We start from the raw sequence: 23,337 nt of genomic DNA on the forward strand, positions 1-23,337 counted from the left end.
AATGTCCGGCAGGTCAGGCCTCGTTTTATTGTTTGACAAAGGGGATGCCTCGTATGAATACAAATAACCCGGAACAGCCGAAAAATTTGAACGAGTTACAAACTTCGTTAAGCAAGCTTGATAAACGACTGCAAACTATTGCTACCGAAATGGAACATACCCAAATAGCGGACTACATTGATCTGTTAAACCGACCATGGACAATGATTTGGAAAAATCTCCTGGCTGGTACTGCCAGAGGTGTAGGAATCGCAATTGGCTTTACCTTTTTTGCTGCGACCATTCTTTATGTTCTGCGTATATTAGGAGCGTTAAACTTACCGATAATCGGCGACTATATCGCAGATATTGTCCGAATTGTCCAAATCCAGCTCGAAGGAAAAGTTTATTGATTATAAGTGTTGATCCTCAAGATCAGCTTCTAATCCATGATCGCCTTCATCCGACTCCAAGTAATTTTTATATTCTCGGTTGCGGATGACGGACACATGACGCCCTGTAATGTCGGTCGCAAGAAAGCTTTCAATGGATTCAACGAAACCGTCATTCTCGAAAGCTTCAATGCCTACATGCTCATAATCGGCCACATCTCGATTCTCAGATGTGGCAGGTGAATCAGCGTTGCCCCATTGCTCAACAATTTGCCAAGCATCCTCGCCATCAAAACCGTTGTAGGAATCATGCTCATCCATGCTGGTTCGACCAAATGGCGGATCGAGAAATAATTCTTCAACTGGCCTGCGCAGGGATAAATGCTGTCTTGGCGCATGTTCAATGCAGTAAAGCGTATCAGGCACGGCATCCAAACGCTCAAGCGGGATAGGTTCATTGCATGTTTTGCAAATGCCGTATGTTCCATCAGCAATCGCGGTTAGCGCAGCCTCAATGCGATTCAGATGCAATTCCTCTTGTTCATGAAGGGCTACATCTTTCTCGCGTTCATAAAGCTCAGTAGCGACATCACCTGGATGATTATCGATTGTAGATAGTTCTCCGGTATTGTCACGCAACGAATTCGCTAAGCCATAATGATCGTTTTCTGAGAAACGTTTTTCAATTTCGCGCTGCTCGTCCAATAATCTGGCTTGCAGCAGCTGAATATGAGCAGTGTTTGGCTTTGTCATTTTGAGCACCCTCCTTAGCAGGGAACATAATTGCAGTATTAGCTTTTGCTGAAATACGGTTTTTCAGTATGGTCTTCAATGGAAGAACAGCAGGCGGGTGCTGGCTCTTATTTAGCTCCGTATGCTACAATTGATTAGCAAACTTTCAGAAATGCGCTGGCTTTTCACATCTAGCCTGAAGTGCTTTTGAATGGAAACGCTGCTTTACAAAAAATTAGGAGTGATTCGATGCGTTTTTATTATTACTGGGTAGCGGTATTAGTGTTAGTCCTTGATTTTGTAACAAAGAAATTAATTGAGACAAAATTGGAGATCGGGGATCAAATTAGCATTATCGGTAATTTTTTTCTCATCACTTCGCATCGAAATCGCGGTGCTGCATTTGGCATCTTGCAAGAGCAAAGACTGTTTTTTATCATTATTACCGTTATCATTGTTTTGGGTATCATTTGGTACATACAGGCATCGAGAAAATCAGCTAAGCCTTGGCTGCTAGTAGGACTCGGACTAGTTCTTGGCGGCGCAATTGGCAACTTTCTCGATCGCGCGCGTTATGGTGAGGTTGTCGACTTTCTGCAGTTTAACTTCGGCAGCTATGGCTTCCCAATATTCAACGTAGCGGATTCAGCGATTGTCTGTGGTGTAGCATTAATTCTAATTGACACCTTGTTATCGGCTAGAGATGACAAGAAACGTTTGCAAAATGGAGAGGACAAGGATCAAAACAATCATGAGCAGCAACCTGTATAATGAAGAACCGTTGGAATGGATCGTAGAGGCGGAGCAATCCGGCGAACGAGTAGATAAGTTTGTAACAGACAGTATTGACGATCAAGGCGTATCCCGAACCCAGGTTCAGGAATGGATCAAAGCAGGGGCCGTACAGGTCGATGACAAAGTGGCAAAAGCGAATCTGAAGGTAGCAGAGGGCAATCGTGTCGTTCTGATTATCCCAGAGCCTGAAGAGGCGGCCATTGTCCCTGAGAACATTCCGCTTGAAGTTATCTATGAGGATTCAGACTTGATTGTTATTAATAAAAAGCGCGGAATGGTCGTTCATCCTGCACCTGGTCATTCTTCAGGCACGCTTGTTAATGCGCTGATGTATCACTGCAAGGACTTGTCCGGCATTAACGGCTTGATCCGTCCGGGCATTGTTCACCGCATAGATAAGGACACAACAGGTTTGTTGATGGCTGCCAAAAACGATCTGGCGCATATCTCGCTTGCTGAGCAGCTTAAGGAGCATACGGTAACGCGGAAATATATCGCACTTGTGCACGGCAATTTGCCGCATGACCAAGGTACAATTGATGCGCCTATCGGACGTGACCTGAATGACAGGAAGCTGTTTACGGTAACCGAGCACAATAGCAGACATGCAGTAACACATTTTCACGTATTGGAGCGCTTAGGCGATTACACGATTGTAGAGCTTCAGCTAGAGACGGGACGTACCCATCAAATTCGTGTGCATATGAAATATATCGGTCATCCGCTTGCGGGAGATCCGGTTTACGGCCGCAACAAGACTGTAGCCTTAAAAGGACAAGCTTTGCATGCTACGCTGCTTGGCTTTACACATCCGCGCAGCGGCGAGCGGCTGGAGTTCGAAATGCCTTTGCCGGCAGACTTCGAAAATGTATTAAGCAGCTTGCGTTCAAGGTAATAGTGCAATAGTGCAAACTTTTCACCACATTATTCATTATTTCAAGCACATAAGTACGTTATTCTAATCAATAACAACTGAAGTAAATGAATATAAGGATAGGTGACGTGAAATGACTTCCATTAACCAAAATTACTTGGAGCTGCAAGGCAGCTACTTGTTTTCTGAAATTGCAAAACGCCGTACTAAATTCATTCAAGAAAATCCAAATGCTGAAATCATCAGCTTAGGAATTGGTGATGTTACGCGGGGTTTGCCGGATTCGGTTCTGAATGCTATGCACAGTGCAGTGGACGAGCTTGCAGCTCCAGGTTCATTCCGTGGATACGGACCTGAGCAGGGCTACGATTTTCTAATAAATGCAATTATCGAAAATGACTATAAAGCACGCGGCATTGACATTGCAACAAATGAAGTGTTTGTAAGTGATGGTTCCAAATGCGATGTCGGCAATATACAAGAAATTTTCAGCGAGAACAGTATCGTTGCAGTACAAGATCCGGTTTATCCAGTCTACGTCGATACGAACGTCATGGCTGGCCGCTCAGGCAAATACAATCAAGATACAAAGCGCTATGAGAACATTGCGTATTTGGAGTGTACAGCTGAAAATGATTTCAAGCCTAGCCTTCCTGATCGTAAAGTAGACATTATTTACTTGTGCTATCCGAACAATCCAACTGGCATGACGCTTACGAAAGAAGAGCTTAAAGTATGGGTTGACTATGCGAAAGCAAACAACTGCATCATTCTTTATGACTCCGCATACGAAGCATTTATTCAGGAAGAAGATGTTCCGCACAGCATTTACGAAATCGAAGGCGCGCGTGAAGTAGCCATCGAATTCCGCAGCTTCTCCAAAACAGCAGGTTTTACTGGTGTTCGCTGTGCCTACACAGTTGTGCCGCGTGAGCTGAAAGGTCTTGACGCTTCAGGCAATGAAGTGTTGATCAATGATTTGTGGAATCGCCGCCATACGACAAAGTTTAACGGCGTATCATACGTTACACAACGTGGAGCAGCTGCTATCTATTCAGAAGAGGGCAAAGCGCAAATCAAATCATTGGTTGACTATTACATGAAAAATGCAGCAATTATCCGTGACGGCCTTGCGTCCATCGGTCTTGAGGTATTTGGCGGAGTAAACGCTCCTTATATTTGGCTGAAAACACCGAACGGCATGGATTCATGGTCATTCTTCGATAAGCTTCTTACAGAAGCAAACATCGTTGGAACGCCAGGTGTAGGCTTCGGCCAAAGCGGTCAAGGCTATTTCCGCCTTACAGCATTCGGAAGCCTTGAGAATACTCAAAAAGCAGTTGAAAGAATTCGTAAATTAAGCCTGTAACAAATAATCGCTATCCTTGCATAGTTTATCAGGATTGGTCCACACTAAGTTGAAGCGGAAATAATCGTTTTTACTTGACATCTTTTGTCGAACGTGGGATAATTCCTATGATATACATCAGTACCTTTAACTCAGTCCAGAGAGGCTGGCAAGGTAGCGTGAATAACAGGTCTATAGAAGAGAGGAATAGGACAGCTTTATGCACTGCTTTCTGTGACGAGAGCTCTGCTTGCTTGCACCTATCTCTTTAAGCCTTATCACAAGCTCCTTGCGAAATTCGCAAGGAGCTTTTTGTCGCAACCTGGCAGTTTTGGACGGTTATGGAAGGAGTCAGCGGAAATGACGGAAGAAGAGCATTTAGTCATCATGGATGAAACGGCGATTCGCCGCGCATTAACGCGAATTGCTCATGAAATTGTGGAGAAGAACAAGGGAATCGACAACTGTGTGATTGTAGGCATTCGCACAAGAGGGATCTACCTTGCTCGGCGCATTGMAGAGCGCATCGGTGAAATTGAAGGAAAGCCTGTTCCTGTGAGCGAGCTTGATATTACTCAATACCGTGATGATCGCAAAGCAATCATATCTGCAGACATGGAAATAGCAGCAGCAATTGGCGATACCGACGGCATACCCTTTACGGTTCAAGACAAGCGCATTATTTTGTTCGATGACGTATTGTACACGGGCCGCACGATTCGCGCTGCAATGGACGCGCTTATGGATTGCGGAAGGCCGCAAAGCATTCAACTCGCCGTTCTTGTAGACAGAGGACATCGCGAACTGCCGATTCGACCAGATTTTGTAGGCAAGAACGTCCCAAGCTCTAAGCAAGAGCAAATCGATGTGGCTCTTACCGAAATCGATCAAATCGACCAAGTGACCATTATTAATCAGAGGGGGCAAGCCGGATGACCATTACACAGCTTAAACAACGGAGTTTGCTCGGATTAAAAGATTTAAGCCAAGAAGAGATTGAATCGATACTAGATCGTGCTGCTTATTGGGAGAATCATTCAAACAAAGTGCACACGACGATGCAAGGCAGATTTGCAGCCAATATGTTTTTCGAGAACAGCACGCGTACTCGCTTTTCATTCGAAGTAGCAGAGAAACGACTAGGTACAGAAGTGCTGAATTTCTCCGCTGCGGTTTCAAGTGTACAAAAGGGCGAGTCAATCTACGATACTGTACGCACACTTGAATCAATGGGAATTGACGTTGGCATCATTCGCTTAAAGCCGATCGGCGTTCTTGCAGAACTGGCAACGAAGATCAAGGTGCCGCTTATCAATGCCGGTGATGGCAATAACGAGCACCCGACACAAGCGCTGCTGGATATGTACACGATGCGCAAGCATTTTGGACAACTCAAAGGCTTGACGGTCTCGATTGTTGGAGATGTGCTGCATAGCCGCGTTGCAAGATCGAATCTATGGGCTTTGCAAAAATTCGGAGTTAATGTGAACTTTTGCTCACCGCCCAATATGCAAGCCTCTGAACTTGACGTCTCTTATGTCTCTATAGATGAAGCATTAAAATCAGATGTTGTCATGATGCTGCGCGTCCAGTTGGAACGCCATGAAAGCGGAATGCTGAACTCTGCTGAAAGTTACCGCGAGCATTACGGCTTGACGGTAGAGAGAGCCAGCAAGCTGGCTAATCACGCGATCATTATGCATCCTGCTCCAATCAACCGCAACGTAGAAATAGACGATGAACTGGTTGAGCATCCACAATCTCGTATTTTCCCGCAAATGGAAAACGGGGTTCCTATCCGCATGGCGGTAGTAGAGCGTGCGCTCAGCTAACTTTAGCAACATAGATCTAAATCCGGAGGGTGAAACAACAATGTCATTATGGATTATAAACGGTAACGTATGGAATGAAACTTCGGGCAGCTTAGAAAGTAAGCATATTCGGATTGAAAATAACAAGATCGAAGCTATTATAGACGGTTCCGAATCAGTAGATACAGGAAGCGCAGAAGTCGTTGATGCAAAGGGCAAGCTGGTATCGCCAGGCTTTATCGATATGCACGTTCATTTGCGCGATCCGGGCTTTGAATATAAAGAAGATATCGCAACAGGCACACGCTCTGCGGCAAAAGGCGGATTCACAACGATTGCATGTATGCCCAACACTCGTCCTGTAACGGATACTGCTGAAACGGTACGCTACATTACGAACAAGGCGGCTCAAGTCGGCGTTGTCAAAGTATTGCCATACGCATCCATCACTAAAAACGAGCTTGGCCGCGAATTGACGGATTTTGCTTCATTAAAAGAAGCGGGTGCAATTGGCTTTACGGATGACGGTGTAGGTGTCCAGAACGCGCAAATGATGAAAAACGCGATGGCGCTTGCTCATTCCATGGATATGCCGATCATCGCTCACTGCGAAGATGATTCATTGGTTGAAGGCGCTTGGGCATCGGAAGGCGAGTTTTCCCGCAAGCATGGCTTGAAAGCTATCCCAAATGAATCCGAAGCGATTCATGTAGGCAGAGACGTACTATTGGCGGAAGCGACGGGCGTTCATTATCATGTATGCCATGTTAGCACTGAGCAATCGGTACGGTTAATTCGCCTAGCTAAGCAAATCGGAGTTCGCGTTACTGCTGAGGTTTGCCCGCATCACTTGCTGCTGTCTGATGAGGATATTCCGGGCCTTGATGATGCGAATTGGAAAATGAATCCTCCGCTTCGAACGCCGCGTGACGTTCAAGCGGTTATCGAAGCGATTGAAGACGGAACGATCGATATGGTCGTTACGGATCATGCACCGCATAGCGCGGAAGAGAAAGCTCGCGGCGTTCAACTTGCACCTTTTGGCATCGTTGGCTTCGAGACAGCTTTCCCGCTCTTGTACACAAAATTTGTTCAAACCGGCAAGTGGACGCTTGGCTTCCTGCTTCAGCGCATGACTGCGGATCCGGCACGTGTTTTCCGGCTTCCAACGGGGCGTTTAGAGCTAGGCGCTCCCGCTGATATTACAATCGTTGATTTGGATAATGTGCGTTCGGTTGATCCGAGCACATTCGCATCCAAAAGCAACAACACGCCATTCGGCGGCTGGAAGCTTAGCGRCTGGCCTGTGACAACGATCGTTGACGGCGCAGTTGTTTGGTCAGAATAAATAACTTTTACTAACTAAAGCCAATATATGGGGACAATCAACACCTGAGGAGTGATACGGATGCAAGCAAGATTATTATTGGAAGACGGTACATTGTTCACAGGACTTTCGTTCGGTGCAGAAGCACAAATGATGGGCGAGGTTGTATTTAATACTGGAATTACTGGTTATCAAGAAGTTTTATCCGATCCGTCCTACTGCGGACAAATCGTAACGATGACCTATCCGCTAATCGGCAACTACGGCATTACACGTGATGATTTTGAGTCGATGCGCCCATTTATTCACGGCTTTGTTGTTCGTCGCCACGAAGAAGTGCCAAGCAACTGGCGCGCTCAATATTCACTAGGACAACTTCTTAAAGAGTACGGCATTCCGGGCATCAGCGACATCGATACACGTATGCTTACTCGCAAGCTTCGTAACTACGGTACAATGAAGGGCCTAATTACAACAGGCAACGAGCGTGTAGAAGAACTTGCTGAACGTCTGAACATTTCGAAGCTAATGACGGATCAAGTTGCACGCACTTCTACATCTCATGTATTCTCAAGCCCGGGTCAAGGCGAGCGTATCGTACTTGTTGACTTCGGTGCAAAAAGCGGTATTTTGCGCGAGCTTACTAAGCGCGGCTGCGATGTAGTCGTTGTTCCACACGATACAACAGCAGACCAAATTCGTCGCCTAGCTCCAGACGGCATTCAATTGTCCAATGGCCCTGGGGATCCGCAGGATGCACCTTATGCTGTAAAAATGATTTCTGAGCTGCTCGGCGAATACCCGATCTTCGGAATTTGCTTAGGCCACCAGCTGTTCGCATTAGCTTGCGGAGCAGAAACAACGAAGCTTAAATTCGGACATCGCGGCGGAAACCACCCGGTTAAAGAATTGGCAACTAACCGCTGCTACATTACTTCACAAAACCATGGCTACACGGTGCTTGAAGAATCAGTAGCGAACACGCCGCTTGTAGTAACACATATCAATAACAATGACCGCACGATCGAAGGACTTAAACACAATACATTCCCAGCTTTCTCGGTTCAATATCACCCAGAAGCTGCGCCAGGACCGTATGATTCCAGCTATTTGTTTGATGAGTTCCTAGAAATGATCCGTACGCACAAGAAAAATAACCCACAAAAACCTCGTCAAGCTGTGTTGTCGGAGACGTTGAAAGGAGAGCTTCAGTATGCCCAAAAATAATGAACTCAAAAAAATTCTCGTGATCGGTTCCGGTCCAATTGTCATCGGACAAGCGGCGGAATTCGACTATGCCGGTACTCAAGCCTGCCAAGCGCTCAAAGAAGAGGGCTATGAGGTTGTTCTTATAAACAGTAACCCAGCAACAATCATGACAGACACGAACATGGCTGACAAAGTATACATCGAGCCAATTACTTTAGATTTTGTATCACAAATCATTCGTCAAGAACGTCCAGATGGACTTCTTCCGACGCTTGGCGGCCAGACAGGCCTAAATATGGCGGTTGAGCTTGCACGCGCAGGCGTTCTTGAACGCGAGAATGTAAAATTGCTTGGAACACAGCTGACAGCTATTGAGAAAGCAGAGGATCGCGACTTATTCCGTGACCTTATGCGTGAGCTGGAACAGCCAGTACCAGACAGCGACATCGTGACTACAGTAGAAGATGCAGTTAACTTCGCTAACACGATCGGTTACCCAATCATCGTTCGTCCTGCTTATACACTAGGCGGAACAGGCGGCGGTATTTGTGCGAATGAAGAAGAACTGCGCGAAACGGTTGCTTCTGGAATCCGTTATAGCCCGATTAGCCAGTGCTTGATTGAAAAATCGATTGCAGGCATGAAGGAAGTCGAATATGAGGTTATGCGTGATGCGAACGATAACTGTATCGTTGTCTGCAACATGGAAAACTTTGACCCGGTTGGCGTACATACAGGCGATAGCATCGTCGTAGCGCCAAGCCAAACCTTGTCTGATCGCGAGTATCAAATGCTTCGTTCAGCTTCCCTAAAAATCATTCGTGCGCTGAACATCGAGGGCGGCTGTAACGTACAGTTCGCGCTTGATCCACAAAGCTATCAATATTATGTCATTGAAGTAAATCCGCGCGTAAGCCGTTCATCGGCACTAGCGTCGAAAGCAACAGGATACCCAATTGCAAAAATGGCAGCAAAAATCGCTGTCGGCTACACACTCGATGAGCTTGTAAACCCTGTTACAGGACAAACGTATGCTTGCTTCGAGCCAACACTTGATTATATCGTATCGAAAATTCCACGCTGGCCGTTTGATAAATTCGTTAACGCGAACCGTAAACTTGGTACGCAAATGAAAGCAACTGGCGAAGTTATGGCTATCGGCCGTACGTTTGAGGAATCCATTCATAAAGCGGTTCGTTCACTGGAAATTGGCGCTCACCGCATTCACTTGAAAGAAGCTTCATCTTTGGAAGATGCAGTGCTTCGCGCACGTCTAGAGAAGCCGGATGATGAGCGTATGTTCCTCGTAGCAGAAGCGTTCCGCCGTGGCTATCAGCTTCAAGAAATCCAAGACATTACAAACATCGACTGGTGGTTCCTTGATAAAATTCAGTCTATCGTAGCATTCGAGGATCGCATGCGCAGCGAATCAACGTTGAATCAACAAACGTTGTATGAAGCTAAACGCAAAGGTTTCTCAGATCGCTCTATTGCTGAAATTCGTCAAGAAGGTTTCCCGAATGGCAGTCACACAACGGAAGCTGACGTGCGTGCACTTCGCGAACAGCTTAACTTAAAGCCGGTATACAAAATGGTTGATACATGCGCAGCTGAATTCGAAGCTTCGACACCATATTATTACTCCACTTATGAAGTAGAAAATGAAGTAACCGTTACGGACAAACAGAAGGTTCTAGTCCTTGGCTCTGGACCAATTCGTATCGGTCAAGGCATCGAGTTCGATTACTCGACGGTTCATGCGGTATGGGCAATTCAAAATGCAGGTTATGAAGCGGTTATTATCAACAATAACCCAGAAACGGTTTCAACGGACTTCAGCACATCGGACAGACTCTACTTTGAGCCATTGTTCTTTGAAGATGTAATGAATGTTATTGAGCAAGAAAATCCGATTGGCGTAATCGTACAATTCGGCGGTCAAACGGCAATCAATCTAGCAGCTCCGCTTTCCAAAGCTGGCGTACGCATTCTAGGCTCCAGCCTTGAGAGCATCGATGCAGCAGAGGATCGCAAGAAATTCGAAGCATTGCTTCGCAGCCTGAATATCGCACAGCCAGACGGCAAAACGGTTATCTCTGTTGATGAAGCGGTAGTTACGGCACAAGGTCTTGGTTATCCGGTACTTGTTCGCCCTTCCTATGTACTTGGCGGACGCGCAATGGAAATTGTGTACTCGGACGAAGAACTGCTTAACTATATGGAAGTTGCAGTGAAAATTAACCCTGAGCACCCGGTTCTAATCGACCGTTATATGCTAGGCAAAGAAGCTGAAGTAGACGCGATTTGTGATGGCGATACTGTTGTTATTCCAGGGATTATGGAGCATGTTGAGCGCGCAGGCGTTCACTCAGGCGATTCCATTGCGGTATATCCACCACAATCACTTTCGGAAGACATTAAACAGCAAATTGTTGACATCACGATTAGCATTACTAAAGCACTGAACGTAATTGGACTGGTTAACATCCAGTTCGTTATTCACCAAGAAAAAGTATATGTGATAGAAGTTAATCCGCGTTCATCGCGTACCGTACCTTTCCTAAGCAAAGTTACGAATATTCCGATGGCAAACTTAGCTACTAAAGCAATTCTCGGTACGAAGCTTGCTGATCTTGGTTATGTTGAAGGCTTGTGGCCTGAAGATGAATATGTTTCTGTTAAAGTTCCTGTCTTCTCCTTCGCGAAGCTGCGCCGGGTTGACCCAACGCTAACGCCGGAAATGAAATCAACAGGTGAAGTAATGGGCCGCGACGTTCAATATGCGAAAGCTCTTTATAAAGGACTCATTGGCGCAGGTATGAAAATTCCAACATCAGGCGCTATCATTGCTACAGTTGCGGATAAAGATAAAGAGGAAGCAACAGAGTTGCTTCGCGGATTCTTTAACCTAGGCTACAAAATTATTGCTACAGGCGGAACGGCGAAAGCACTTGAAGAAGCCGGCCTTATCGTTACGACTGTTAATAAGCTTAGCGAAGGCTCGCCGAATATTCTTGATCTAGTACGTGAAGGGCAAGCGCAATTTGTAGTCAATACGTTGACTAAAGGCAAAGCTCCTGAACGTGATGGATTCAGAATTCGTCGTGAAGCGGTTGAGAATGGCGTCGTTTGTATGACATCGCTTGATACCGTTCGTGCATTGCTTGTCATGCTCGAAACGTTGAACTTCTCCTCCCGTTCAATGCCAGTAGCGCTACAAAACAAATAAGCTCACTGAGCTTAAAAGTACGGCCAGCGTTTATTGCTTCGTTATCTACCTCAAGACGTTAGTCTCAAGGTAGATAGCTAGAAGCAAACGTATGGCCGTTTATTTTGCAAATGAACAGAGAAATGGAGCGATTTCGAATGAAATTGACTAAAGAGCAAGCAGCTGGACGGATTATGGTAGCCCTTGATTATCCAGATGCAGCAGCGGCTGAACGTTTAATTGCCGAACTGCAAGGCATTCCCTGTTTTATGAAGGTGGGCATGCAGTTGTTTTACGCTGCCGGTCCTTCCTTCGTGCAAAGCTTGAAAGAGCGCGGTTACTACGTATTTCTTGATGTGAAAATGCATGATATTCCGAACACTGTCAAAGGCGGCTCTAATAGCGTAACGAAATTGGGAGTTGACATGTTTAACGTCCATGCAGCAGGGGGCAGTGATATGATGGAGGCTGCGCTTGAAGGCGTAGATATTGCATTAACAGGAAGCAGCCTTCGTAAGCCAACGGTTATCGCGGTAACTCAATTGACAAGTACGAGTCAGTCCATGCTCAATGAGCAGATCGGTATTAGCGGAACTGTAGAAGCGGCAGTGCTTCGTTATGCGGAGCTTACCAAAAAAGCGGGTTTGGACGGTGTTGTCGCATCACCTTCCGAGGTTGAGGCTATTAAGTCGCTATGCGGCAGCTCTTTCAAAACCATAACGCCAGGCATTCGTCCCATTGGAGCGGATGTTAATGATCAATCACGCATTATGACGCCAAGTGAGGCGCTTCGCAAAGGAACGGATTATATGGTAATCGGTCGCCCGATTACAGCGGCACCAAGCCCGCGTGCAGCATTAGAATCTATTATTGAGGAGCTGATTTCCTATGAGTAAAATTACTTTATCTGAATTGCCTAATCAAATTGCTAAAAGCCTGCTCGAAATCGAAGCCGTAGCACTTCGCCCTAATGAGCCATTCACATGGACATCAGGCATTAAATCACCAATCTATTGTGATAACCGCCTTACGATGACATACCCAGCGATTCGCGATCTTGTTGCAGAAGGTTTCGCAACGATCATTCGTGAGCGTTATCCTGATGCTGAGGTTATAGCGGGCACTTCAACTGCCGGCATTCCACATGCAGCTTGGGTAGCACAGAAGCTTAATCTGCCGATGGCTTATATTCGCGATAAAGCGAAGGGTCATGGCAAGCAGAATCAAATCGAGGGCCGTGTTCTACCTGGTCAAAAGGTCGTTGTGATCGAGGATTTGATATCGACAGGCGGCAGCTCGCTTAAAGCTGGTCTTGCAGTTAGAGAAGCAGGCGCAGAAGTATTGGCGGTGCTTGCTATATTCACTTACGAATTCGATTCAGCGATTCAAGCCTTTGCTTCAGAGCAAATGCCTCTTGTTACATTATCTAGCTATAGCGCACTTATTCAAACGGCTGTAGAGCTTGGAAAAGTTGCTCCTGAAGATGTAGCTGCTTTGCAAGCTTGGAGACAAGATCCTCAATCGTTTGGAAAATAATTGCTTAAATAAAAAAAGCGTGCTCATTTCCATGAGAGCTCGCTTTTTTTTTGTGACAAAATTGTTCATAATTCGACACTAAAAATTAATTTTTTTTGAAAGGGACTCTTCTAAATAGCTATTTGTCTCCGATAAATAAATATAGAGTATAGTCATGAATTGAGGGGCGGGGTTTTAATGAAATTGTCTTTACGTGTTAGGCTAGTCTTGTTGTCTTTGGTTCCACTTATGTTTTATGCATTTACAGGGCTTTATTTGCTCAATGAGCAGTGGCGCGTGTTGAATGACATGACGGATCGTATTTATGAAACTTCTAATCAAGTAGACACATTAGTATTAAACGCGGATAGGGATATGTATCAGGCCTATCAAGCTTACTTGAGAGTAGAATCCGGTACTTTGGATCAAGTAAATGCAGACGCTGCTCGAGCGGAGTTAGCCGAAAATATAAAACAAGTTGAAGACCGGGTAGGAGAAGCGCAAGCCATTTTATATGAGAAGGGCCTTCAGAACTTAGCAGAAGGGGATTCTGAGCGCAGCATAAACCAAATTTTAATTGAGTTTAAGGCTAATTTTAATTTCTGGTCAGCTGCAGCGATAAAAGCAGCAGCGGATGGAAAGAACAATTTCCAAAATAAACAGATTGATAATAGCTTCTTAACAAGCCGTACAGGGATTGATGAAATCGGTCAAAATATTAAAATTTATGCACAAACCACAATTAATGATATTACAAATGAGCTTAGAAAAACGCAGCTTACTCTCTTAATCTGCATCATTGTGGTTACATTAGTTATATTAATTGCTATGTACTTTACAGTGCGTCATATAATGAAGACAATCAAGAGTGTTGTATTTAAGACACAGCGAGTAGCAGAAGGGGATTTAACAATTCTTCCGGATCAGAAATACAGCAAGGATGAGCTTGGCCGTATTTCGCAATCGGTGGATCATATGATTGAAGCTACTAAGCAGCTGATTAGCGGTATTGCTAGCAATGCAGTTGAAGTGACCAAATCAACTGATCAGTTAACGACTGCATCTAAGGAATCTGCAGATGCAGCAGAGCATGTCGCTCAAAATATTCAGGAAGTAGCGAATGGCTCAGAAGTACAAGCAAGAGGTGCGGAAGAAACATCTAGAGCGATCGAAGAGATGACGATAGGCATTCAACGAATCGCAGAAAACACAGCCTCGATTGCCGATAAATCATCTTCAACCTCTAAGCAGGCTGAACTTGGTCATGAAGCGCTGCTCCGGTTAATTGATCAAATGAGCGAGGTAACTTCAGTAACTGGCAAACTATCGAATACAATTGAAACGCTTGAGCATCGTTCCAAAGAGATAGGTGCAATTGCCGAGAATATAACGAGCTTTTCAAATCAAACGAATATTTTGTCGCTGAACGCATCAATTGAAGCAGCCCGTGCAGGCGAACACGGCAGAGGTTTTGCGGTCGTTGCAGGAGAGATTCGGAAGCTGGCAGCGGGATCCCTTGCATCCGCTGACGGGATTCATCAACTCGTAGACATTACCAGAAGTGAAATCGCAGGAGCTTCTGCTTACATGTCGCAAACGGTTCTAGAAATGGAGCGAGGCAGCGCGCGGGTAGGCGAGGTTCGCCAGAACTTGGATGTCATCGTTGCTTCTATTACACAGATGAGTGAGCAGATTCATGAAAATTCTGCAATTACTCAGCAAATGTCAGCCAGCTCGGAGCAGGTAAGCGCCTCAATGCAGCAAACGGCTGCTACAGCTGCCGTTAATCTGGAGAAGACAGAAAATGTTGCTGCCGCAACGGAAGAGCAGCTCGCTTTGATGGATAACATTTCTTCAGCAGCTGTTCATTTAGAGGAAATTGTACGCGATTTGGACCTTGCTATTTCTCATTTCAAGGTGAAGTAAGATAATGTAAAAGCTGTTTTTTATGCGGAGTTTAAGCCTTCGCTAAAAGCAGCTTTTTTTGTTCGAAAAAGGTTTTAAAAAGTTGTTTGAATTTGACGTAACTTTTTGAGCATGTCCTACGTCTATCATGTAAGATGAGAATTATGAAAGTTGGTTGAGGAGGGATCGGAAGCGCTAATGGCCATTCCGCAGGAAGAAGAACAGAAGGTAGAAGAGCAGGTTGAAACGACTGAGGAAAGACGCGATCTGCTTAAAGTTATTGATGTAGAGCGAACCTTCCAAGTTGGAGGAACTCCGCTGCCTGTACTGAAGGGCATCAATATGGAGCTTAAGGAGCGTCAATTAGTCATGCTCAGAGGCAGATCAGGCTCTGGCAAGACGACGCTGCTGAATTGCTTGGGCGGGCTCGATACGCCAAGCAAAGGAGAGATTTTGTTTAACGGTTTGAAGTTTCACAGCATGAGCGATGACCAACGCACTTTAGTTAGGCGAAAGCACATGGGCTTTATATTTCAAGCCTTCGCACTTATGCCGCTATTGTCCGCGCGTGAGAATGTGGAGCTGTCTCTTCGGATGGCTGGTGTACCGCGAGCGGAATGGAAGGATAGAGTTACGCAATGTCTTGAACTGGTTGGTTTGGAGCGCCGAATGAATCATCGTCCCTTCGAGCTTTCTGGCGGTGAGCAGCAACGGGTCGCAATTGCTAAGGCGATCGCCCATAAGCCAATGCTGCTGCTTGCTGATGAACCGACGGCAGAGCTTGATACTGGCATGTCGGCTCAAATTATGGCGGTTTTCCAAAATATTATTCGCACTGAACAAGTTTCTATTTGTATGACTACACATGATCCTACGATTTTGGAGGTTGCTGACATTGTCTATGAAATGGTGGACGGAAAATTTATTTAAGCGTTCAATGGTTGTTGTATTAAGTGCTTCTTTGGTGCTTTCAAGCGGGTGCTCCTTGCTTCCCGCAGAAGATGAAGAAGAGGTTATACCTGAGATTGCCCCTGCACAAATATCCAAAAAGCCCGAGTATGAGGTAACGACGACGACATTAGAAACGTCGATACCGCTGATCGGCAAGCTTATCTCTTTGGAAGAAGAGACGATGTTTTTCACATTGGACGGCAAGAATTTGAAAGAGCTGAATGTGAAAGTAGGAACAGCTGTAAAAGCAGGTCAAGTGATTGGTCAGCTGGACGTTGATGTACTGGTTAAAAGCTTGCGGCAAGAGCGGCTTTCATTTAGGAAAATCGAAAATGAGATGAAAGACACGCTTCGCCAGCGTGATGAAATGGATCCGATTGAATTCGAAGGTAAGCTGATTGCTTTTGAAGAACAGAAGCAGAAGCTAGTCGATATGGAAGAGGAAATCGGGAAAGCGACATTAAAAGCTCCATTTGCCGGAACGATTGTATCGCTTAACGTGCAGAAGGGCGATTTGATTAAAGCCTATGCTCCAATTGCAATTGTAGCCGATACGAGCAAGATTACAGCTGCAGCCAAAATTTCTAAGTCAGAGCTAGAAAAACTAGGCGTTGGATTGGAAGTAACGGCTGATATTACGAGCGTTGGTAAATTTAAAGGCAAGATCAAGCAGCTCCCATACAAAACGGAGGAACAGAACAACGGCGGCGGCGGTGGTTCTGGAGTAGAGAAACCGGAGAAACCCGAAGACTTCTTAATCGTTGATCTTAAGGATTTGCCTAAAAACTTGAACCGCGGAATGCCGCTTTCAATTAAAGTCATTACGAAGCGCACTGAAAATGCTATTGTTATTCCTCCTTCTACGCTTCGTTCTATTGGATCTCGTACGTACGTGCAGGTCATTGAAGGCGAAGTTAAGCGCGAAGTTGACGTAGAGGTCGGCCAACAAACCTCGACGAATATTGAGATCCTCAAAGGGTTGAAACCGGGGCAGAAAGTTGTAGGTCGATAGCCAATGGGAATTCCGCTGTTTCGTTTTTTGTTCCGCAAAATGTGGAACACGCGCTGGCTAACCTTAAGCACGCTGGCTGGGCTAACTCTGGCGGTTGCATTTGCAACGAGTATCCCTATGTATGCAGATGGCGCACTCAAGAGAGTAGTAGCCGAATCACTGCAGCAGAAGAGTACCGGATTACCTGCGGGCTCGCTTCTCATGAGATATCAATCACCTGCTGGCGGGAAAACGGATTTAGCAGCGCTGTCGGAGCTTGAAAAGTATATTAAAGATGGAATACCGAAAGAAATTGGATTTCCATTTGGTACTTATGTAAACAGCTATTCCATTCGCGGTGCTGAGGTCGTTCCTGAGGATTCAAGCAAAGTAGACGCAGGACGCAACCGTCAACTGACGATTATGAATTTGTCAGAACTTGAAAAAAATACAGAGCTGACCCAAGGTAAATGGTTTTCAAATACCGAAGGGGATGGAGACATACTCGAAGCAGTCATGTTCGAGGAAGCAATGTATAGAAATGATGTACATATCGGCGATGTTTTTGAATATCCGATATACGGTGGACTGGATCTGACATTGCGAGTGAAAATTGTCGGAGCAGTCAAACCGCTTACTGATACGAGTTCATACTGGTATCAAGGGATGGAAAGCTTGCTGAACACGTTCCAAATAAGCAAAGCAGCATTCGAAAAGACGCTGTTAGCGAATAAAAAAATACCGCTGCATAATGCAAGCTGGTACTACGCATTTGATTTATCAGAAGTAAAAACGAGTCAATTAACACCGTTAAGCAAGACGCTAGAACGCTTGAATATTGAGCTGTATCAGCGTCTTAAGGACACAAGAGTAGAAATTTCTTTTGCATCTACGCTTACAGAGTTTAAGAAACAAAGCCTGCAGCTGCAAACATTGCTGTTTACGCTAGCTGCTCCAATGCTTGCGATGGTGTTTTTCTTCATTGCCATGAATGCAAGGCAGTCACTGGATAAGCAGCGAAGCGACATTGCAGTGCTTCGAAGCAGGGGTGCCGGCACACGGCAAATCATATGGATTTATTTGCTCGAAGGACTACTGCTCGGCGGTATCGCGCTTGGAAGCGGTCCGTTTATCGGTTGGTTCATGGCGAAGAGTATCGGATCAGCCAATGGCTTCCTCTCTTTCGTTAATCGGAAGTCCATACCGGTAGGCTTCTCTACGGAGGCCATTATTGCGGGTGGAGCTGCAGTCTTTCTAGCGCTTATGGCGACCATTATTCCAGCTGTTATTTATGCAAGATCTTCAATCGTAAGTTATAAGCAGGATCTTGCGCGTTCTGATCGCAAGCCAGTTTGGCAGCGTTGGTATCTTGATGTCTTGTTAATTGCCGCTGCTGGTTATGGCTGGTATATGTTCAATGAGCGCCAAATGTTGACTTTCAAAACAGGCATGACAACGGATCAATTAAACGTACAGCCATTTTTATTTTTTGTTCCTGCCTTATCAATCTTTGCATTTGGGTTGTTTTTCTTAAGATTATTCCCATGGCTATTGAAGGTGTTTACATGGCTAGGACGCAAATTTTTGCCGGTTCCGCTTTATTTGACGCTGACTCAGCTATCACGTTCATCCAAGGGATATTACCCATTGATGATTCTATTGGTGCTGACGCTGGGGCTTGGTGTTTATAACGCATCGGCAGCTAGAACGATTGATTTGAACTCCACGGAACGTACGCTGTATAAATACGGAGCAGACGTAACCATTCAAACGGTTTGGGAAGGCTCTCCGGAAATTACTACGACGCCTGGCAACAACGGAGGAAATGGTGGTAACGGCGGCAGTGGAGGCAATGGCGGCGGTGGAAACGGCGGAAATGGTGGAGGAGGCAACGGCGGTGGTTCAGGCGGCGGAGGCGGTGGCGGTCAAACCATACCTTCAAAGATGTTGTTCAGTGAACCGCCATTTGAGCTATTCCGTTCCCTTGAAGGCGTAGAAGCGGCTGCTCGTGTACTACAGACGAAGGGCAGCGTAGTCATTTCAGGCAAATCGATTGGTCAAGGAACCGTAATGGGTATTGATAATGTCGACTTTGCTAAGGTCGGCTGGTTCCGCAATGATTTATATCCTGTACATCCGAATTATTATTTAAATAACTTGGGTAAATATGAGCATGCGGCGCTTATTCCTTCGAAAGTAGCAGAGAAATATCAATTAAAAATCGGAGATCCCGTATCAGTTGGATTCGCCGAAGGTAAAGTGGATTTTATGGTCGTTGGCATTTTGCCTTATTGGCCTAGCCAATATCCGGATAAATCACCGTTTATTATCACGAATTTAGATTATATTTATGACCAGCTTCCGCTTATTCCTTATGAGGTTTGGCTGAAGATGAAGCCTGATGCTAAAGTAGCTCCGATCGTTGAAGCGCTGCAAAAGGCTGGGGTGGAGATAGCAGCTATTAAAGATGTAAGAAGCGAGCTAATCATTCAATCGAAGCTTCCAACTAGGGGCGGCGTATTCGGAATATTGAGCTTAGGTTTCCTTGTTTCGGTCATCATCACACTAGCTGGCTACGTTCTATTCTGGTTCTTCAATCTCTCAGGGCGTGTTGTCCAATTCGGGGTATTGCGGGCAATGGGATTATCGCGAAGACAGCTTACGGGGATGCTGCTTCTGGAGCAGCTATTTACAGCAGGACTTGCGATAGGACTTGGCGTGTTAATTGGTAAAGGTGTGAGCTTGCTCTTCCTTCCATTCTTGCAAACGACAGAAAACGTTGCAGAAACAGTACCGCCTTTCCGAGTCATATTCGAGTCTAGCGATACGAACCAATTGTTCATAGTTGTCGGATTTATGATGCTGACCGGCGCATTGCTTCTCTTCCTGCACATACGCAGGCTTAGAGTGCATCAAGCGGTCAAGATGGGAGAAGAACGATGACAACAGCGATGATCGATTGCGAAGGTCTAGTGAAAATTTACAAGACAGACGATCTAGAGGTCGTTGCCCTGCAAGGCTTGAACCTAAAAGTAAACGAAGGCGAGCTAATGGCTATCATCGGCAACAGCGGCAGCGGGAAATCGACGCTTCTGAATACGCTGGGCGGTCTTGACCGCCCTTCAGCCGGCCAGGTGCATGTAGGTCCTTGGGATCTTCTGAAGATTTCCGAAGAGGATCTAGTGAAATACAAGAGGGAGACGGTAGGATTTATTTGGCAAAATAATGCGAGAAACCTGCTGCCTTATCTTACTGCCCTCGAAAATGTAGAAATGCCGATGATGCTCTCGGGAAAGGTTGATCGCGCATATGCGAAGCAGCTGCTTGAATGGGTTGGCTTGAAGGAGCGAATGCATAACAAGCTCCATCAATTATCAGGCGGTGAGCAGCAAAGGGTTGCCATTGCGATTTCATTGTCGAATCGCCCGAAGCTTCTGCTTGCGGATGAACCGACAGGTTCGGTTGATACGGCTACCTCCGATTTGATTATGGGTATTTTCCGCAGGTTGAATCGCGAGATCGGTATTACCATCGTCATTGTAACGCATGACTTGACGCTTGCTGGCAAGGTAGACCGAGTGGTTGCCATTCGCGATGGCTTGACGAGCACCGAGTTTATTAAACGCAATCCGAATATTAATCTTGATGGAGGTGAGGCAGAGCTTCCAGCTGCAAGCAGCGGACTGCAGTCTGTGCATGAAGCCTATGTCGTGGTAGATCGAGTTGGACGTTTACAAGTGCCTAAGGAATATTTATCTGCTCTTAATATTAAAGACAAAGCAACGATGGAATTTGACGGCGAGCGGATTATTATTACTCCGCCTAAATCACTAGGGGGTTAAAACCAAATGAATAATAAAAGATTGTCAGGCAAGCGAATTCGCAAATTTACTTTAGTATCGTTAACACTTACCCTGCTTATTGGCCTGCTTGCAGCGTGCAGCAGCGGCTCAGACAGCTCTACTGAAAAACGGGTTTTACGCATTGGCGTGCTTTATGGCGGTTCGGATAATGAGCCTTACTTCCGTCAGCAATACACGGATATGTATGAAATGTCTCATCCTAACATTGAGTTCCAAATCGTAGGCGCAATCAACTATGATGATCAACGCTTTGAACAGCAAGATCCTGCAAAGCCAACGAAGCAGCCAGATCCATATGAAAAAATGAAAGAAATGCTAACTGGATCAAATCCAGTCGATGTTGTTGTTCTGGATTACAATATGCTTCGTCGGATGACACAAGACAACTTGTTGCAACCGCTGGATCCATTAGTAGCACAAGATAAATTCGACTTGTCGGATTATGTTCCAACTGTTATTGAAGGCATTAAAGCTGCTGGCGATGGCGGATTGTATGCATTGACGCCAACTTTTAACTCTTCTGCACTTTACTACAACAAAAAAATGTTTACTGATGCTGGTGTAACTCCTCCGACAAACAAAATGGAGTGGACTGAAGTTCTTAACTTGGCACGTCAAGTGGCAAAAGGTGAAGGCGTGGACCGTAAATTTGGATTCTCCTTCAATCGCTGGTCCAATGACGGCTTTAGCAATGCGCAGTCTTATAGCCAAGCATTGCAGCTAAAAATGTGGGATGACAAAGGCGAGAAAATGCTCGTCAATAGCGATCAGTGGGAAAATGTATGGAGCACTGTTGCATCGCTGTATCAAGAAGAAGTTATTCCAACACAAGAATTTATGAATAAAATGTATGAGAAGCAAAACGCGGAAGGCGGCAATGACCCATTCTATGGTGATTTGTTCATCAAAGGCAAAATTGCGATGACGATCGGTGATTATGGTTATATCAATGAGCTTAAGAGAGCTTCGGACAACGCATCGAAAATTAAAGATTTTGAAGCTGTTGATTGGGACGTTGTGACAGTTCCCGTTTCTCCAAGCGATCCAGAAGTGGGCAGCAGTATTTCATTGAGCCAGTTGATGGGTATTAACAACAAAGCTCAAAACGATAAAGACGCTTGGGATTTCATCAAGTTCTCCAATAGCAAGGAATGGGCTAAGCTGAAATCAAGAAGTCTTTATGAAATGGTTGCACGTAAGGAATTTTTGACGCCAATCGGCGGTTTGCAATACAATATTGACGCATTTACTTCACTTAAGCCAATGCCAGCTTTAGATACGGACAAAATCTTCCGTGAGAAACCAGGCGTATGGGAAGCACAGCAACCTGCTTATGAACTGTTCCAAGCCGTAATCGATAAGAAAAAATCTGCTCGTGAGGCGCTAGCTGAGTGGGAAACACGCGGAAATGCGGTTTTGGAGAAAATTAAAAACAATCCAACTGGAGAAGGCAACGGCGGCGGAGTCGAAATTATGCCAATGCCTAGATAATTTGAAATAAGAAAGAAGCCCGTAATCGACCTCTGCGTCGTTTGCGGGCTTTTTCCTTAATATTTGTCTAACCTCGTAATAGAAAGGACTGGTAAGCGGTCCAAGAGCCGTTCTCGGTCTGATACATCAGATGTATGCGATCAATTCTCGAAGTAAGATCAATGGACTGCATGCGCAGATTTCCGAATAAATCATGCAGCTCATCAGCTGAGATTTCTTGCCCTATCGTGACATGTGGCGTGTAAACATATTTGGGCTCGACAATGGCCAGCGGACCGCTGCATATGTTCTCCTGGAGCTTCTGCATGGAAACGGTGTCTTCAAGCGCTAAATAGAGCACATGACTTACAGGGAAAAAAGTAGATACACGGTTCAAATGGATAGAGAAAGCAGGCAGCTTAGATGTTGTTTGCTCTAAATGAGCGACTGCAAGCTGCAATTCATCGTCTGACCAATCTTCTGCGTATCGTACTGTCAAATGAGCAGGTACAGCTGTGTAATGCGGATCATGGCGTCTTCGCCAGCTATTAGCGAAGTCCTGTACATGCTTTTCGGGGAAAACAACAATTCCATATAACATGGTCTTCAGCTCCTTCGAAATGACCTATTTTGAGTATACCCCATTTGCATGTATGATCCCAATTTTGGGGTATTCTAATGTATACAGCCTTTATTGGAGTGATAAGCATCAGCTTCTCCAATAAGATAGTGGAGGGATGACATGAGATGGGTATATTGGGTTCGCCTATATGAAACCAAATTTCAAGCGGGTTGTTTGGTTAGGAGAATGGAGAATGACGGTTGGATGTATGGCTATGAAACTCCGCATGAGGTAGAGGTATTTCGATCCCGAAAAGGGCGATACGGCGTGAGGTTTATACCATAAAAAATAAAAAGAAAATAAATTAGAATATTTTGCTTGACTTAAAACACACCTATATAGTAT

Annotated in this window: 20 protein-coding genes; 18 read left to right on the forward strand and 2 right to left on the reverse strand. The window is 45.3% G+C overall.

The genetic code is table 11. From position 1 onward, the window contains the following. Positions 1-53 precede the first annotated feature (53 nt). Entirely contained in the window at positions 54-392 is a 339-nt protein-coding gene (locus AB4Z17_RS10105) for a DUF5665 domain-containing protein (protein ID WP_256710892.1), read from the forward strand. Here AB4Z17_RS10105 and AB4Z17_RS10110 read toward each other — a convergent pair whose 3' ends face one another. Beyond that, entirely contained in the window at positions 393-1,124 is a 732-nt protein-coding gene (locus AB4Z17_RS10110) for a TraR/DksA C4-type zinc finger protein (RefSeq protein WP_441909654.1), read from the reverse strand. 228 nt (positions 1,125-1,352) lie between these two features. Between AB4Z17_RS10110 and lspA the strand changes: the two genes are divergently transcribed. The 16 genes from lspA to AB4Z17_RS10190 all read left to right on the forward strand — a co-directional run bounded on the left by lspA (position 1,353) and on the right by AB4Z17_RS10190 (position 22,391). Continuing rightward, on the forward strand, positions 1,353-1,874 hold the full coding sequence (lspA, locus tag AB4Z17_RS10115) for a signal peptidase II (RefSeq protein WP_441909652.1): 522 nt from the start codon (positions 1,353-1,355) through the stop codon (positions 1,872-1,874). Further along, positions 1,855-2,793, forward strand: a complete 939-nt coding sequence (locus tag AB4Z17_RS10120; protein WP_441909651.1) for an RluA family pseudouridine synthase — start codon at positions 1,855-1,857, stop codon at positions 2,791-2,793. Before lspA ends, AB4Z17_RS10120 begins: the two co-directional genes overlap by 20 nt. Positions 2,794-2,905: 112 nt before the next feature. Beyond that, the gene (locus AB4Z17_RS10125) at positions 2,906-4,141 is read left to right on the forward strand and encodes an LL-diaminopimelate aminotransferase (protein WP_339208739.1); all 1,236 of its coding nucleotides are present in this window, start codon (positions 2,906-2,908) and stop codon (positions 4,139-4,141) included. A 339-nt stretch (positions 4,142-4,480) separates the two neighbouring features. Beyond that, positions 4,481-5,056: a bifunctional pyr operon transcriptional regulator/uracil phosphoribosyltransferase PyrR gene (gene pyrR / locus AB4Z17_RS10130; protein WP_441959625.1), complete on the forward strand. Its 576-nt coding sequence runs from the start codon at positions 4,481-4,483 to the stop codon at positions 5,054-5,056. Then, the gene (locus AB4Z17_RS10135) at positions 5,053-5,952 is read left to right on the forward strand and encodes an aspartate carbamoyltransferase catalytic subunit (RefSeq protein WP_076268183.1); all 900 of its coding nucleotides are present in this window, start codon (positions 5,053-5,055) and stop codon (positions 5,950-5,952) included. The genes pyrR and AB4Z17_RS10135 overlap by 4 nt, the downstream gene beginning before the upstream one ends. Before the next feature lie 40 nt (positions 5,953-5,992). Then, positions 5,993-7,279, forward strand: coding sequence for a dihydroorotase (locus AB4Z17_RS10140; protein ID WP_441959627.1), 1,287 nt, complete (start codon positions 5,993-5,995; stop codon positions 7,277-7,279). A gap of 60 nt (positions 7,280-7,339) precedes the next feature. Continuing rightward, positions 7,340-8,485, forward strand: a complete 1,146-nt coding sequence (gene carA / locus AB4Z17_RS10145) for a glutamine-hydrolyzing carbamoyl-phosphate synthase small subunit (RefSeq protein ID WP_339208742.1) — start codon at positions 7,340-7,342, stop codon at positions 8,483-8,485. Further along, the gene (carB, locus tag AB4Z17_RS10150) at positions 8,472-11,696 is read left to right on the forward strand and encodes a carbamoyl-phosphate synthase large subunit (protein ID WP_441909647.1); all 3,225 of its coding nucleotides are present in this window, start codon (positions 8,472-8,474) and stop codon (positions 11,694-11,696) included. The genes carA and carB overlap by 14 nt, the downstream gene beginning before the upstream one ends. Before the next feature lie 137 nt (positions 11,697-11,833). Next, positions 11,834-12,571, forward strand: coding sequence for an orotidine-5'-phosphate decarboxylase (gene pyrF, locus AB4Z17_RS10155; RefSeq protein ID WP_441909646.1), 738 nt, complete (start codon positions 11,834-11,836; stop codon positions 12,569-12,571). Continuing rightward, the gene (pyrE, locus tag AB4Z17_RS10160) at positions 12,564-13,211 is read left to right on the forward strand and encodes an orotate phosphoribosyltransferase (protein ID WP_076268188.1); all 648 of its coding nucleotides are present in this window, start codon (positions 12,564-12,566) and stop codon (positions 13,209-13,211) included. Before pyrF ends, pyrE begins: the two co-directional genes overlap by 8 nt. A 177-nt stretch (positions 13,212-13,388) precedes the next feature. After that, positions 13,389-15,116, forward strand: a complete 1,728-nt coding sequence (locus AB4Z17_RS10165; protein WP_441959629.1) for a methyl-accepting chemotaxis protein — start codon at positions 13,389-13,391, stop codon at positions 15,114-15,116. 177 nt (positions 15,117-15,293) lie between these two features. After that, positions 15,294-16,025 (forward strand): ABC transporter ATP-binding protein, encoded by a 732-nt coding sequence (locus AB4Z17_RS10170; protein WP_076268190.1) that lies wholly within the window; start codon positions 15,294-15,296, stop codon positions 16,023-16,025. Continuing rightward, positions 15,997-17,058, forward strand: a complete 1,062-nt coding sequence (locus tag AB4Z17_RS10175) for an efflux RND transporter periplasmic adaptor subunit (RefSeq protein WP_441959634.1) — start codon at positions 15,997-15,999, stop codon at positions 17,056-17,058. The genes AB4Z17_RS10170 and AB4Z17_RS10175 overlap by 29 nt, the downstream gene beginning before the upstream one ends. A 3-nt stretch (positions 17,059-17,061) precedes the next feature. Further along, on the forward strand, positions 17,062-19,980 hold the full coding sequence (locus AB4Z17_RS10180) for an ABC transporter permease (RefSeq protein WP_441959631.1): 2,919 nt from the start codon (positions 17,062-17,064) through the stop codon (positions 19,978-19,980). A gap of 8 nt (positions 19,981-19,988) precedes the next feature. Continuing rightward, entirely contained in the window at positions 19,989-20,879 is an 891-nt protein-coding gene (locus AB4Z17_RS10185) for an ABC transporter ATP-binding protein (protein ID WP_441909960.1), read from the forward strand. A gap of 6 nt (positions 20,880-20,885) precedes the next feature. Continuing rightward, positions 20,886-22,391, forward strand: coding sequence for an ABC transporter substrate-binding protein (locus AB4Z17_RS10190; protein WP_441909641.1), 1,506 nt, complete (start codon positions 20,886-20,888; stop codon positions 22,389-22,391). A gap of 67 nt (positions 22,392-22,458) precedes the next feature. Here AB4Z17_RS10190 and AB4Z17_RS10195 read toward each other — a convergent pair whose 3' ends face one another. Next, entirely contained in the window at positions 22,459-22,971 is a 513-nt protein-coding gene (locus AB4Z17_RS10195) for a 2'-5' RNA ligase family protein (protein ID WP_441959633.1), read from the reverse strand. 141 nt (positions 22,972-23,112) lie between these two features. Here AB4Z17_RS10195 and AB4Z17_RS10200 point away from each other — a divergent pair, with 141 nt between their 5' ends. Beyond that, a complete protein-coding gene (locus AB4Z17_RS10200) occupies positions 23,113-23,277 on the forward strand; it encodes a hypothetical protein (protein WP_162839330.1) in 165 nt (54 codons plus the stop codon). The last annotated feature ends 60 nt before the right edge of the window (positions 23,278-23,337 follow it).

This window comes from Paenibacillus sp. TAF43_2, from assembly GCF_052113545.1.
In the GTDB taxonomy this organism is placed as follows: domain Bacteria; phylum Bacillota; class Bacilli; order Paenibacillales; family Paenibacillaceae; genus Pristimantibacillus.